Origin of the sequence: Streptomyces sp. NPDC059785 (genome assembly GCF_042732375.1) — a bacterium.
In the GTDB taxonomy this organism is placed as follows: Bacteria; Actinomycetota; Actinomycetes; order Streptomycetales; family Streptomycetaceae; genus Streptomyces.
On the sequence record NZ_JBHWHV010000052.1, the window covers coordinates 44,906 to 57,695 of the forward strand.

10 protein-coding genes and 1 pseudogene are annotated in these 12,790 nt (G+C 72.4%); 4 read left to right on the forward strand and 7 right to left on the reverse strand.

The window, feature by feature from the left end:
* Positions 1 to 24: 24 nt before the first annotated feature.
* The 4 genes from ACFV6E_RS31825 to ACFV6E_RS31840 all read right to left on the reverse strand — a co-directional run bounded on the left by ACFV6E_RS31825 (position 25) and on the right by ACFV6E_RS31840 (position 4,264).
* Positions 25 to 990: a PfkB family carbohydrate kinase gene (locus tag ACFV6E_RS31825; protein ID WP_385466323.1), complete on the reverse strand. Its 966-nt coding sequence runs from the start codon at positions 988 to 990 to the stop codon at positions 25 to 27.
* The gene (locus ACFV6E_RS31830; RefSeq protein WP_385174614.1) at positions 987 to 2,462 is read right to left on the reverse strand and encodes a purine-cytosine permease family protein; all 1,476 of its coding nucleotides are present in this window, start codon (positions 2,460 to 2,462) and stop codon (positions 987 to 989) included. The genes ACFV6E_RS31825 and ACFV6E_RS31830 overlap by 4 nt, the downstream gene beginning before the upstream one ends.
* Positions 2,463 to 2,534: 72 nt before the next feature.
* On the reverse strand, positions 2,535 to 3,548 hold the full coding sequence (locus ACFV6E_RS31835) for an ADP-ribosylglycohydrolase family protein (RefSeq protein WP_385174611.1): 1,014 nt from the start codon (positions 3,546 to 3,548) through the stop codon (positions 2,535 to 2,537).
* On the reverse strand, positions 3,545 to 4,264 hold the full coding sequence (locus ACFV6E_RS31840; RefSeq protein WP_385174609.1) for a GntR family transcriptional regulator: 720 nt from the start codon (positions 4,262 to 4,264) through the stop codon (positions 3,545 to 3,547). The genes ACFV6E_RS31835 and ACFV6E_RS31840 overlap by 4 nt, the downstream gene beginning before the upstream one ends.
* A 287-nt stretch (positions 4,265 to 4,551) precedes the next feature.
* Between ACFV6E_RS31840 and ACFV6E_RS31845 the strand changes: the two are divergent.
* The 3 genes and pseudogenes from ACFV6E_RS31845 to hemC all read left to right on the forward strand — a co-directional run bounded on the left by ACFV6E_RS31845 (position 4,552) and on the right by hemC (position 8,724).
* Positions 4,552 to 5,228, forward strand: a pseudogene (locus ACFV6E_RS31845) (DUF1028 domain-containing protein).
* 182 nt (positions 5,229 to 5,410) lie between these two features.
* Positions 5,411 to 7,735: a beta-L-arabinofuranosidase domain-containing protein gene (locus ACFV6E_RS31850; RefSeq protein WP_385174607.1), complete on the forward strand. Its 2,325-nt coding sequence runs from the start codon at positions 5,411 to 5,413 to the stop codon at positions 7,733 to 7,735.
* A gap of 53 nt (positions 7,736 to 7,788) precedes the next feature.
* Positions 7,789 to 8,724: a hydroxymethylbilane synthase gene (gene hemC / locus ACFV6E_RS31855; protein ID WP_385174606.1), complete on the forward strand. Its 936-nt coding sequence runs from the start codon at positions 7,789 to 7,791 to the stop codon at positions 8,722 to 8,724.
* Between the two features lie 16 nt (positions 8,725 to 8,740).
* On the opposite strand, the gene ACFV6E_RS31860 is transcribed toward hemC, so the two are convergent.
* Together ACFV6E_RS31860 and ACFV6E_RS31865 are read right to left on the reverse strand one after the other, a co-directional pair.
* Entirely contained in the window at positions 8,741 to 9,472 is a 732-nt protein-coding gene (locus ACFV6E_RS31860; RefSeq protein ID WP_385466326.1) for a dienelactone hydrolase family protein, read from the reverse strand.
* A gap of 159 nt (positions 9,473 to 9,631) precedes the next feature.
* Complete coding sequence (locus ACFV6E_RS31865) at positions 9,632 to 10,945, reverse strand: PucR family transcriptional regulator (protein ID WP_385466329.1); 1,314 nt, start codon at positions 10,943 to 10,945, stop codon at positions 9,632 to 9,634.
* 321 nt (positions 10,946 to 11,266) lie between these two features.
* Here ACFV6E_RS31865 and ACFV6E_RS31870 point away from each other — a divergent pair, with 321 nt between their 5' ends.
* Complete coding sequence (locus tag ACFV6E_RS31870; protein ID WP_385174598.1) at positions 11,267 to 12,142, forward strand: DUF4394 domain-containing protein; 876 nt, start codon at positions 11,267 to 11,269, stop codon at positions 12,140 to 12,142.
* A gap of 98 nt (positions 12,143 to 12,240) precedes the next feature.
* Here the strand turns inward: ACFV6E_RS31870 and ACFV6E_RS31875 are convergent, their stop codons facing one another.
* Positions 12,241 to 12,774 (reverse strand): TetR/AcrR family transcriptional regulator, encoded by a 534-nt coding sequence (locus ACFV6E_RS31875; protein ID WP_385174619.1) that lies wholly within the window; start codon positions 12,772 to 12,774, stop codon positions 12,241 to 12,243.
* Between the last annotated feature and the right edge of the window lie 16 nt (positions 12,775 to 12,790).

Sequence of the window (12,790 nt, forward strand, 5' to 3'; positions counted from 1 at the left end):
CGGGGGCGGGCTGGGGGAGATGACTCAGCCCAGCCCCAGTACGCCGGCCTCCTCGTCCCCGAGGAAGGCCGCCAGCTCGGCCGAGGTCGGTCCGGTCGCCGGACCCCGGCGGGTCACCGCGAGGGCCGCCGCCGCGTTCGCGCCCCGGGCCGCATCGTAGGCCGGGACTCCTCGCCCGAGCAGCGCCAGGAACGCGCCGACGTGGGCGTCCCCGGCCCCGTTGCTGTCCACGGCGTCAACCGGGAACCCGGGTACGTGCACCACGCCGGCGGAGCCCGGGGCAGCCAGCCAGCAGCCGTCCTTGTCGGCCCGTACCAGGACCCCGGCGCCGTCGCGCAGCCGCCCGCGCAGCACGGCCGCCGCCTCCCGCGGTTCGCCCGGACCGGCCATCAGCCGGGCTTCCCGCGCGTTGCAGCTCAGCCAGTCCGTCCGGGCGAGCACCGGGTCCAGGACCTCGGCGGGGATGTCCGCCACCAGCGGTCCCGGGTCGAAGCAGACCCGCACGTCGTCGGCGAGAGCGGCGACCGTCCGGGAAAGGAGCGGGCCGTTGACGTCCATGACCAGGCCGTAGCCCGACAGCTGGAGGAGGTCACCGGGGCGTACGGCGGCGCCGACGGCCTCCGCCTCGGCCGGGGTCATCCGGGCGTCGACGCCGAAGCTCGTCACGAACGTCCGCTCGCCGCCGCCGTCGACCAGGGCGACACAGAAGCCCGTGTCGCCGTCCTGCCGTACGGGCAGCACCGTCCCGATGCCCTCCGCGGCGAGCGAGGCGCGCACCAGGTCCCCGTAGGGGCCGGTGCCGTGCAGTCCCGCGTACACCGCTTCGGCGCCGAGGCGCCGCGCGGCCGTCAGGGTGTTGAAGCCGCCGCCCGCGTACAGGGCCGTGCGGGTGCCGATGACGTCGCCGCCGCGCTCGGGCAGCGCGGGCACGTCGATGACGAGGTCGGCGATGACGTTCCCGGCGAGCAGGACCCGGGACCCGGCGGTCATCGGCCGGCCTCCTGGAGAGCGGCGGAATCCGCGTCGGTGGAGCCGACGGTGACCGGGGTACGCCGCCCGAGGAACGCGTACACCGCGCCGCCCACGACGATCGCGACGAGCCAGCCGAGGCCGTTCACGCCGAACCACGAGGAGGACAGCGGTCCGGCGAACCAGACGTCGTCCGCGCTGGTCGCGGCCTTGGTGAAGAGCAGCCCCGCCACGATCGCGGCGGCCCAGGCGACGACGGCGGGCAGATGGAAGCCGCCGGTGTACCAGTAGCGGCTGCCGGGCCGGGTGTTCATCACCCCGGCCGGGTCGTACTGCCGGCCCCGGAGCATGTCGACCGCGATGACCCCGATCCACGCCGAGATCGGCACGGCGAGCAGCGTCAGGAACGTGCTGAACGGGCCGTAGAAGTCGTCCGCGATTAGCATGAAGTAGATGCCGCCGAGGAACATCAGGACGACGTCCAGGCAGACCGCCCAGGCGCGCGGCACCCGCAGCCCCAGCGTGATCATCGTCAGCCCGGCGGAGTACGTGGACAGGTGGTTGGACATCAGCAGTCCGCCGAACGCCGCGATCAGGTACGGCACCGCCATCCACGACGGCAGCATCGCGTTGATCGCCGCCACCGGGTCGGAGGAGGTGGCGAGGGTCGGCTCACCGGCCGTGAGCAGCGAGCCCAGCGAGATCAGCAGCACCAGCGGGATGCCCGCGCCGAAGGCCGAGGCGCGCACCAGGCGGCCGCCCGGGATCGCCTTCGGCAGGTAACGGGCGTAGTCCGCACCGGCGTTGGCCCAGCCGATGCCGGTGCCCGAGGCGATGAAGCCGATCCCGGCGATGACGCCGCTGACCGGTCCGGCCGGGGTGTCGAGCACCTTCGACCAGTCGACCGTGGCGACCAGGAAGCCCATCACGACGAGGTTCAGTATCCCGAAGACCACCGTCGCCCACTTGTTGATCCACATGATGGTGGCGTGCCCGAGCCCGCTGATCAGCAGCGTGCAGGCGATGAAGACCAGCAGGCACACCAGCGTCAGGACGGTGCCCTGGCCGACCCCGAAGAGGGTGTTCAGCAGGGCGAGCAGCGCGTACGCGGCCGTGGTGGTGGTGATGGTCTCCCAGCCGACCCGGCTCAGCCAGGTCACCAGCGTGGGTCCGTGGTTGCCGCGCTGTCCGAAGACCGCGCGCGACAGGGTCAGGGCCGGCGCCCCGCCCTTCTTGCCCGCCATGCTCAACGCGCCGACCAGCGCGAACGAGCCCACCGAACCGACGATCGCGACGAGTACGGCCTGCCAGATGTTCAGGCCGCGGAAGGCGACGAGGGTCGCACCGAGCGGCAGCCCGAGGATGGAGATGTTGGCGGCGAACCACGTCCAGAACATCTGGCTCGCGTGGCCGTGCCGCTCACTGTCGGGGACCGGTTCGATCCCTCGGGTTTCCACGGTGCCGACGCGGTCGTTCTTCGTTGAAGCGGCCATCGCGAAACCTCCTTGCTCTTGCTCGGTGCAGATGGGAAAGCAGACGGGGAAGGGTGCTGCTGCGGGCGGGGGTCAGTGCGCGCGGTGGGCGAGCAACTGCCGGGTCAACGGCTCCAGTTCCAGGTCGTTGACCTCGCGCAGGGTGCGGACGGCGGCGGCGGGCAGGGCGCTCAGGCCGTGCACGGAACCGGCGATCGCGCCCGCGACGGCGCCGATGGTGTCGCTGTCGCCGCCGAGATTGGCGGCCAGCAGCGCGGAGCGCCACGGGTCGCCGCCGGTCAGCGCGAGCACGGCGAACGCGGCCGGGACGGACTCCTGGCTGGCCACGCTGGTGCCGATCAGCGCGTCGATCCGGTCGAGCGCCGCGGTCTCGTCGAGACCCGCGACCAGGTCGCGGGCCCAGGCGATACGGGCCGGGATGCTGGCGCCCGCGATCCAGTGCCCGCGCCGGGCACCGGCGGCCGACGCCGTGACCGCGGCCTCGAAGACGTCGTCCAGCGAACCGCCCGCGACGCCGGTGGAGACGGCCGCGGCGACGGCCGCCGCCCCGGCGATGCCTACGGTCGTGTCATGGGTGACCTGGCAGGACTCCACGACCCGGTCGAGGAAGCGGTCCAGGTCGCCGCAGTCGAAGGCGATGCCGACGGGGGTGACCCGCATGGCGGCGCCGTTCGTGGTGCCGTTCCGCCCGGCCTCCCTGGGGTCGGTGCCGCGCGCCACCGCGTCCAGGGCGGCCTTGGTCGAGGGGCCGAGCAGATCGAAGGAGCCCTTGGCCTTCATCTCCTTCTCCCAGGTCAGCAGCGCTTCGGCGAAGCGCAGCGGATCGATGTGCCCGCCGCCCTCGACCAGGAGCCGGGCCACGATCACCGCCTGGTCGGTGTCGTCGGTGACGGCACCGGCCGGCATCCCGGCGCTCACCGGGTTGTCGGACCGGGACGCCTCGAAGCCGGTCACCGTGCCGTAGACCTCCGCGACGTCGGCGCGGGACATGATCTGGGTCGGCATGCCGAGGGCGTCGCCCAGCGCGAGTCCCCAGAACGCGCCGAGGGCGCGGTCGAGCAGCGGGGTGTCGGGTGTGACGGTCACGAGTGGCCTCCTCGGCCGGTACGGATGTGCAGTTGGAACCGGGACGGGTCGAGCAGGCTGGTGACCTGCTCGACGACCTCGCCGTCCGCGTCCCGGAAGACCTGGGCGACGTGCAGGAAGGACTCGCCGGGTGAGCGGTTCAGGGCCGTTGCGTCGGTCTCCGTCAGCCCGGTGACGGAGATGTCGGCCTCGCCGGATTCGGGGACGCGGCCCGCGGCCGTGAGGGTGCGGCTCAGGGAACCGCCGTCCAGACCGCGCTCGGCCAGATCGGCCAGCGGCCCGACGGCGGGCACCCGGCTGAACTCGAGCGAGACCCCGTGTCCGTCCGGCAGCCGCCGCACCCGGTCCAGGGCGGTGAACTCGGCCGTCTTGAGGCCGAGTTCGGCGGCGAGGGCCGCGTCCCGTATCCGCTCGAACCGCAGGGTGTGCGTGGTCAGCTCGGTGCCCTGCGCGGCGAGCGCCTGCGTCCAGCCGAGCCGCTGGTCCAGCGGGGTGCCGTCGAAGGTGACTATCGAGCCGATCCCGGCGTGGGTCTCGATGAGCCCCTGCTCGCCGAGCACGCCGAGGGCCTGCCGCACGGTGGTGCGGCTGACCCCGAACCGCTCCCGCAGCGCGTGCTCCCCGGGGAGCTTGCTGCCGTCGGCGTGCACGCCCCGGCGGATCTCCTCGGCGAGCACGCGGGCGACGCGATGGTGTTTATGAACCTGTCCAGGCATGTCTAGAAGGTAGGCGCGCCGCCGGAACATGTCTACACCTGTCCAGAAACTTTTTCCGGCCCCGGGTGCGCGCGAGGCATGTAGCGGAGCTACACCTTCCACTTCTGTAGATCCGATCACTTACAGCGGAAACATCTGTTGGACAGTCTTTGAGGCGCGCCCAAGGATGTCTCGTGCGGTAGCACCGTCACCGCGACACCGGGACGGACCACCGCCTGAGTGGAGGCTGAACGCTGAGTGAAGAGACCGAAGTAGTCGTCGTCGGGGCGGGCCGGGCGGGCGTCGCGATGAGCGAGCACCTGGGCGCCCACGGCATACCGCACATCGTCCTGGAGCGGCACCGGTTCGGCATCGCGGCCGGCTCCTCCAGCCCCGCCGTCTTCGCCCGGGTGGCTCACCTCAAGCCCGGGGTCGGCGCCGCTGCCTCGCAGAACATCACCGACCCGAAGCTCGGCACCCGGCTGCTGGAGCGGCTCGCCGAGCACGGCGACGCCTCACGGGCGCTGACGAGGTCACCGGGGCGGCCGACGGCATCGGCTACCGGCAGCTCACCGTCCTCGGCCGCACCGGACCCGGGTTCGCCTTCAGCGGCGCGCACACCCTGGGCAAGCACGCCTCGGCCGGCGCGGACGGCGCGGTCGCGGCCGGCAACATGCTGAGCGGCGAGCACACCCCCGGTGTCCTCCTCGACGCCTACTCCGCCGCCACGGGCGAGCTGGAGGAACGGCTGATCACCGCGATGAGGGCCGCTGTCGAGGCCGGGGGCGAGGAGGGGCCGTTGCACTCCGCGGGCCTCGCGGTCGTCGACCGGCGGGTGACCGACCTGCGCGTGGACTGGGCCGACGACCCCATCGACCGGCTCGCCGCACTCGTCGACGTCTGGCTGCCGCAGCGCGACGACAACGTACGGCGCGGACTCGACCCCGCCTCCGCCCCCTCGTACGGCGTCCCGGGCGATCTGTGATGGCGGCGTGTCGACACGGTTGACGCCGCAGTAAGCGCCCTCTACGGTTCCGGGCGGAACCTCGAACGGCGATCGAAATACCGAACGGAACGGCCGGACCGTCTGCCGCTCCGCGCCCGCGGACCCGGCAGACCCCGCACACCGGCAGACCCGCCTTCCCCGTCGCGAAAGGGCGCGCCACCATGTCCTCGTCGTCCTCCTCCCTCAGCAGACGCCGCCTCCTGCAAGCCGCCGGAGCCACGGCCGTCGCCTCCGCCGCGGGGCCGCTCCTCGGCGCTTCCCCCGCGCACGCGGCCGTCGTCCCGCCGGCCCGCGCCGACACCGGGGTCCTGGCCCGCCCCTTCGAGCTCGGCCAGGTGCGGCTGACCACGAGCAGATGGCTGGACAACCAGAACCGCACCACCGCCTACCTGCGAGCCGTCGACGCCGACCGGCTGCTGTACGTCTTCCGAGCCAACCACGGCCTGTCCACGAACGGCGCAGCCGCGAACGGCGGCTGGGACGCGCCGACGTTCCCCTTCCGCAGCCACGTCCAGGGCCACTTCCTCACCGCCTGGGCCCAGTCGTACGCCGTGACCGGGGACACCGTCTGCCGGGACAAGGCGACACACATGGTCGCGGAACTGGCCAAGTGCCAGGCCAACAACGGCGCCGCGGGCTTCGGCGCCGGGTACCTCTCCGGCTACCCGGAGTCCGACTTCACCGCCCTGGAACAGGGCACCCTGAGCAACGGCAACGTGCCGTACTACACGATCCACAAGACGCTCACCGGCCTGCTGGACGTGTGGCGGCAGATCGGCAGCACCCAGGCGCGCGACGTGCTGCTGGCCCTGGCGGGCTGGGTCGACACCCGCACCGGGAAGCTCACCACGGCGCAGATGCAGGCCGTGCTGGGCACCGAGTTCGGCGGCATGAACGCCGTCCTGACCGACCTCTACCAGCAGACCGGCGACGCGCGCTGGCTCACCGCCGCCCGCCGCTTCGACCACGCCGCCGTCTTCGACCCGCTGGCCGCGAACCAGGACCAGCTCAGCGGCCTGCACGCCAACACCCAGGTGCCGAAGTGGATCGGCGCGGTGCGCGCGTACAAGGCCACCGGGACCACGCGCTACCGCGACATCGCGGCCAACGCCTGGAACATCTGCGTCGGCACCCACACCTACGCCATCGGCGGCAACAGCCAGGCCGAGCACTTCCGCGCCCCGGGCGCCATCGCCGCGTACCTGAACCAGGACACCTGCGAGAGCTGCAACACGATCAACATGCTCACGCTCACCCGGGAACTGTTCGCCCTCGACCCGAGCAGGGCCGCCCTGATGGACTACTACGAGCAGGCCTGGCTCAACCAGATCATCGGCCAGCAGAACCCCGCCGACGCCCACGGCCACGTCACCTACTTCACCCCGCTCAACCCCGGCGGCCGGCGCGGGGTCGGCCCGGCCTGGGGCGGCGGCACCTGGAGCACCGACTACACCACCTTCTGGTGCTGCCAGGGCACGGGCCTGGAGATGCACACCCGCCTGATGGAGTCGGTCTACTACTACGCCGACACCACCCTGACCGTAAACCTGTTCGTGCCCTCGGTCCTGACCTGGACCCAGCGCGGCATCACCGTCACCCAGACCACGTCCTTCCCGGCGAGCGACACCACGACCCTGCGCGTCACCGGCAGCGCCGCCGGAACCTGGGCGATGCGCATCCGCATCCCGTCCTGGACCACCGGCGCCGTCATCAGCGTCAACGGCACCGCCCAGAACATCACCGCCACACCCGGCAGTTACGCCACCCTCAGCCGCGCCTGGACGGACGGCGACACCGTCACCGTCCGCCTGCCCATGCGGGTCGTCCTGCGCCCGGCCAACGACGACCCGAGCGTCGCCGCGGTCACCTACGGCCCGGTCGTCCTGTCCGGCAACTACGGCAGTACGACGCTCGGTTCGCTGCCCTCGCTGAACACGTCCACCATCGCGCGGACCAGTACCAGCGCGCTCACCTTCACCGCCACCGCGAACAACGCGACCGTCGGCCTCGGCCCGTTCCACGACGCCCACGGCCACAACTACACCGTCTACTGGAGCACCGGCACCGCCCCCACCGTCCGCCTCGTCAACGCGGCCAGCGGCCTCGTCCTGGGCATCCAGGACATGTCCACCGCCGACGGCGGCCGGGCCTTGCAGTGGAACGACTCCGGCACCGCCGACCACAACTGGGTGATGGTCGGCGACGGCAGCGCCTTCCGCTTCCGCAACGCCCACAGCGGCAAGGTCCTGGGCGTCCAGTCCATGTCCACGGCCGACAACGCGACCGTGCTGCAATGGGCGGACAACGGCACCGCCGACCACCGCTGGACCCTGCTCGACCAGAACGACGGCACCTGCAAGATCCGCAACGAGAACAGCGGCAAGCTCCTCGCCATCGCGGGCGGCTCCACCGCCGTCGGCGCCTTCGCTGTCCAGGACTCCGACAACGGCACGGCCGACAACCGGTGGCGCGTCGTGCGCGACTGAACCCCGGACGCGCCCGGTCCGTGAGTCTGCTCCCGAGGTCTATGGTGGACGGCATGTCCGCCCCAGAACTGATCCGCATCGTCTCGCGCGACTCGCCCATGGCCCTGGCCCAGGTGGAGCGCGTCCGCGCCGAGCTGGCCGCGCTGCACCCGGAGATCCGTACCGCGGTCGTGCCCGTGAAGACCACCGGTGACAAGTGGATGGGCGACCTCGCGCAGGTGGAGGGCAAGGGCGCCTTCACCAAGGAGGTCGACGCGGCCCTCCTCGAAGGGCGCGCGGACCTTGCGGTGCACTGCGTCAAGGACGTCCCGGCCGACCGCCCGCTGCCGGCCGGGACGGTCTTCGCGGCGTTCCTCAAGCGGGACGACGTCCGCGACGCCCTCGTGCACCCCGACCATGTCGCCCTGGACGACCTGCCCGCGGGCAGCCGTATCGGTACCTCCTCCGTCCGCCGTATCGCCCAGCTCGCCGCCTCCCACCCGCACTTGACCTGTGTACCGATGCGCGGCAACGCCAACCGGCGGCTCGAGAAGCTCGCCGCGGGCGAGGCCGACGCCCTGCTGCTGGCCGTCTCCGGTCTCCAGCGCATCGACCGCGAGGACGTCATCACCGAGATCCTGTCCACCGAGGTGATGACGCCGCCGATCGGTGCCGGGATCCTCGCCCTCCAGTGCCGCGAGGACGACACCGACCTCATCGACACCGTCAGCGATCTCGGACACCCCGACACCCACCGCGAGGCCACGGCCGAGCGGATGTTCCTGCACGTCCTCCAGGGCCACTGCAACAGCCCCATCGCCGGTCACGCGAGGGCCGCCCGCAACGGTGATCTCTCCCTGCGGGCCTGCGTGTTCACCCCCGACGGCAAGACCGTGCTCAACGCCCACGAATGGGCCGGGCCGCTCGACCCGGCCACCCTCGGCACCTCCGTCGCCGTGGCCCTGCTCCGTCAGGGGGCGCGGAACCTGATCGACTCCATCGCCCACTGACCCGCCGGCGCCCGCGTCAGACGAGGTGCCGGGCGAAGAACCGCACCGCGCTGTCCAGTTCGTACGCCGGGACGTCCCCGTGCCTGCCAGGGTTGGCGTGCAGGGTCTTCTCGGCCGAGGCGAAGGCGTCGAACAGCGCCAGGCACTGGTCGCGCGGTACGCGTTCGTCGTCCCACTGCACCAGGAACTCGACCGGGACGGTGATCCGCGCGGCGTCCCCGGCCGAGGCCGAGGCGCCGCCGAGGCCCAGCACGGCGGCACGGACGCGGGGTTCGGCGGCGACGAACGGAACGCCGAGGCCGCACCCCAGCGACACGCCCCAGTAGCCGACCGGACCGGCGCCCACATGGCCGAGCCGCTGCACCGCGTCCAGCACCGCCCGCCACTCCGGCACGGTCTCGCGGGCCACGAGCGCCTGGAAAGCGGCGATCAGCGGCGCCAGTTCCTCACCGGCCGCCACGCGTGCCTGGTTCTCGGCCGCGATCCGGCCGTACTCCTCGTGCGGCGGCCGGTCACCGTGACCGGGTACGTCGGCCGCGACCGCGGCGCAACCCAGCTCGTGCACGAAACGGCGGGCACGGTCCGCCGTCCCGGGGGCCTTCTTGTGCTGACCGCCGCCGTGTCCCAGCACGACGAGCGGACGCGGACCGGCGGCGCCGTCCGGCGTCCACAGGACGCCGGGGATCCCGTCGAGGAGGAAGAGCTGTTCGCGGATGCCGTCGGAGGACGTCTCAGAGGTGAAGCGCATAGCGTGGTGAACCTTCCGGGATGCCGTCTGCGGGCACTCCCGGAGCCATGCGGGGGAGGGAGGCCCGACCTGTCACTGCGTTGATGGGTCCCACCTCCTCGGTTCGTAGCGGCGCACGGCGCGGCACAGAAACTATCACGGGCCCCGGCGGGGACCGGTTCAGCGCCAGGCGCCCGACAGGCTGCGGGTGACGGCGGAGCTGAGGGCGCGTACGCCGTGGGTGGAGTTCGGGTCGAGGCCGGTCAGCTCCCGGGCGCGGCGCAGGCGGTAGTCCAGGGTCCGCGGGTGGACGTTGAGGGCCGCCGCCGTGGCGCCGCGGTTCATGTCGTGGCGGTAGTAGGTGTCGAGGGTGTGCAGCAGGTCCGGCCCCGGTTCGAGGCGCCGCGCCACGGTACGCAGCCAGTCGTCGGCCAACGGCACGTCGGCGACCGCGAGTTCGATGAAGACGTCCGCCATCGTGTGCGGCCGCAGCCGCGCCGAGGAGCGCCGCAGCGGGGCGGCCCGGCTGATCCGCCGCGCCCGGTCGAGCGCGTCGGCGAGCCCGGACAGCGGCGCGGTGGCGGTCCCGGCGGCACACGGCCGGCCGAGCGCCCCGGCGAAGTCCTGGACGAGACCGGTCGAGCGGTCGAGCGGCTCGGGCAAGTCCTCCTGCCCGGCGCCGGACTGCCCGGCGTCGGAGGCGGCGCCGGTCGAGGCGTGCCGCTGTGCGGTCACGTCACGTGCGGTGCCGTCACGTGCGGTGCCGTCACGCGCGGTGTCGTCGTCCGTGGCGGGGATCAGGGCGATGAGTTCGCCGCCCCGGCCGCCGCGCGCCGGGTACCAGGTGACCGGCACCTCGTGGGTCTTGGCGAGCGCCTCGATCTCGTTCTCCAGGTCGCGGTCACCGGCGGGGCGGTCGGGGACGCGGATCACGGTCACCGCGTAGTGCCCGGCCAGCGGCAGGCCCGCGACCCGGGCGAGTTCGCCGGCCGCGGGGTCCTGGGTGAGCAGCGCCCGTGCCAGCAGGGCGACCTGCTCGACGTACGGCAGTCGGCGCTGGAGCACCGTGACGAAACCCTGGCGGTAGGCGCCGATGCCGCGCTCGCCCTGCGGGGCGAACCAGGCCATGATCCGCATGAGTTCGTCGAGGCTCTCGCCGCGCTGGGCCTCGGTCGCCTCGTTGATCTCGCGCAGCATCAGCTCGGTGTGCACGCGCAGGACGCGCTGGCGCGAGGTCACCGACATGCCGGCCGCGGCGCGCGCCTCGCCCATCGAAGCGATGTAGCCGAGGTCGTCGTCGGTGAGGATGCCGTTGTCCGGGGCGAGTTCGACCGTGCGGCGCCGGAACCACACCGCGTACTCCAGCGCCTCGGCCATGGCCGGGGCATCCGCGTCGAGGAAGCCGAGTTCCGGGATCTCCCGCAGGTACGTGTCGACCTCCCGGCGCGCGTTGGCCGACGCCTGCCGGGCCAGCTCGGCGAAGAGGCTCCCCATGAGGCATGAGCATGTCACCGGCGCAAGGGTGCCGACAGGCCAAAACCGGACGGTGGTTGTCACTCCGGGTGAAGCGGCGCCGGGCAGCGCCGGGCCGGATCTGTCACCTCGCGCAAACTTCCCGGAGCCGGGCGTTCCCGTCGCCCGATCCGCTTGTCGGGATGCGCCGGCCTGGGCTTAATGAGTCCGGGCGCTGGGCGATACGGCGTTCCACCCCTGTCCAGCGGGCGTTCAGGACGCCCCGGTCCGTCGTGCCCGCACCACGCGGCCCGGCATGGCTCTACATGTCTGCACATTCGTTCTCACGGGAGGGAAAGGACCATGAAAGCAGGGACGAGGAAGAGAATCGCGGCGGCGGTGGCCACCGCGTGCGCGGCGACCGCGCTCGTCGTGAGCACGCCCGGTGTCGGCTCCGCGGCCCCCGCCGCCACCCCCAGTCTGCGGGCGTACGGCATCACGGGTGACGGCACCCTGATGGCGACCTTCACCACCGACAACCCCAAGAAGCTCGACTGGGTCCAGGTCATCGTCGGACTCAGCGGCGACACCAGACTGGTCGGCATCGACCACCGGGTGCAGGACGGCCTCCTGTACGGGCTCGGGGACAAGGGCGGCATCTACACGATCAAGACGCCGCCGGCCACCGCCGACGTGGTGGTCACCAAGGTCTCCCAGCTCCAGGTGGCGCTCTACGGCACGACGTTCGACATCGACTTCAACCCGGCCGCCGACCGGCTGCGGGTGATCAGCGACTACGGGCAGAACCTGCGGCACAACCTGAACGACCACACCACGGTCACCGACGGCGCCCTGAACATCCCGCCGGCGACCACCATGGCCCAGGGCGTCACCGCCGCCGCGTACACCAACAACGACCTGGTCGGGTCCACCGGGACGACCCTGGCCGACGTCGACACGTTCAACGACCAGGTCGTCATCCAGTCGCCGCCCAACGCGGGCAACCTGGTCTCGACGGGCCTCCTCGGCTTCGACGCCGGGACCAACGCGGGCATGGACATCTTCAGCACGCTGAGCAACGGCAAGACGATCGCCAACGACGCCTTCGCGTCGCTCACGCCGTACGGCGCAAGCACCCCGTCGCTCTACAGCGTCAACCTGCTCACCGGTGAGCCGACCTCCATCGGCCAGTTCCCGCTGAACATCACGGACCTGGCCATCACCATCAGCGGTTACTGACCCGACCACTCCCCGCCGGGGGACCGGACGCACGGTCCGGGCGTACGGAGGGTCGTGCCCGGCTTCCCGGGTGCGGCCCTCCGGCGTGACCGGCGGACTCACCTGGCGCGCAGCCCCCGGTCCGCGAAGGTGATCAGCCACTCGAAGCTCTCGTCGATGTCGGTGCCCCACTGGAATCCGCCCGCCGCCTGGAGGGTGGCGTAGCCGTGGCAGAGGCTGCGGAGCGTGCGCAGGGCGTGGTTGACGGCCGGCTCCTCGATCTCGTAGCCGCGCAGTACGGCCATGAACGCGTCGAGCAGCCGTCGCGCGGCGGCGGCCAGCGGGTCGTCGGGGCCGGTGGGTTCCACGCCGACGGTCGCGGCGTAGCGGCCGGGGTGTTCGAGGACGTAGCCGCGGAAGGCGCGCGCCGCGGCGGCGAGCGCGTCGCGGCCCGCGTAGCCCTGGACGGCGGTGCCGACGGCGTCCGCGGCCTCGCTCAACGCCAGGGCCGCGATGCGCCGGTTGAGGTCGTCCTGCCCGCCGACGTGCTTGTACAGGGACGGGGTGCGCACGCCCAGCCGCTCGGCCAGCAGCCCCATCGTCAGGCGGGTGTGACCGACCTCGTCGGCGAGGGCGGCACCGGCCGCGACCACGGCCGCCGGTTGCAGT

Excerpts from the sequence above, each read along its gene's own strand:
- ACFV6E_RS31825 (WP_385466323.1), bottom strand. The coding sequence starts at position 990 with ATGACCGCCGGGTCCCGGGTCCTGCTCGCCGGGAACGTCATCGCCGAC.
- ACFV6E_RS31830 (WP_385174614.1), bottom strand. The coding sequence starts at position 2,462 with ATGGCCGCTTCAACGAAGAACGACCGCGTCGGCACCGTGGAAACCCGA.
- ACFV6E_RS31840 (WP_385174609.1), bottom strand. The coding sequence starts at position 4,264 with ATGCCTGGACAGGTTCATAAACACCATCGCGTCGCCCGCGTGCTCGCC.
- ACFV6E_RS31850 (WP_385174607.1), top strand. The coding sequence starts at position 5,411 with ATGTCCTCGTCGTCCTCCTCCCTCAGCAGACGCCGCCTCCTGCAAGCC.
- hemC (WP_385174606.1), top strand. The coding sequence starts at position 7,789 with ATGTCCGCCCCAGAACTGATCCGCATCGTCTCGCGCGACTCGCCCATG.
- ACFV6E_RS31860 (WP_385466326.1), bottom strand. The coding sequence starts at position 9,472 with ATGCGCTTCACCTCTGAGACGTCCTCCGACGGCATCCGCGAACAGCTC.
- ACFV6E_RS31865 (WP_385466329.1), bottom strand. The coding sequence starts at position 10,945 with ATGGGGAGCCTCTTCGCCGAGCTGGCCCGGCAGGCGTCGGCCAACGCG.
- ACFV6E_RS31870 (WP_385174598.1), top strand. The coding sequence starts at position 11,267 with ATGAAAGCAGGGACGAGGAAGAGAATCGCGGCGGCGGTGGCCACCGCG.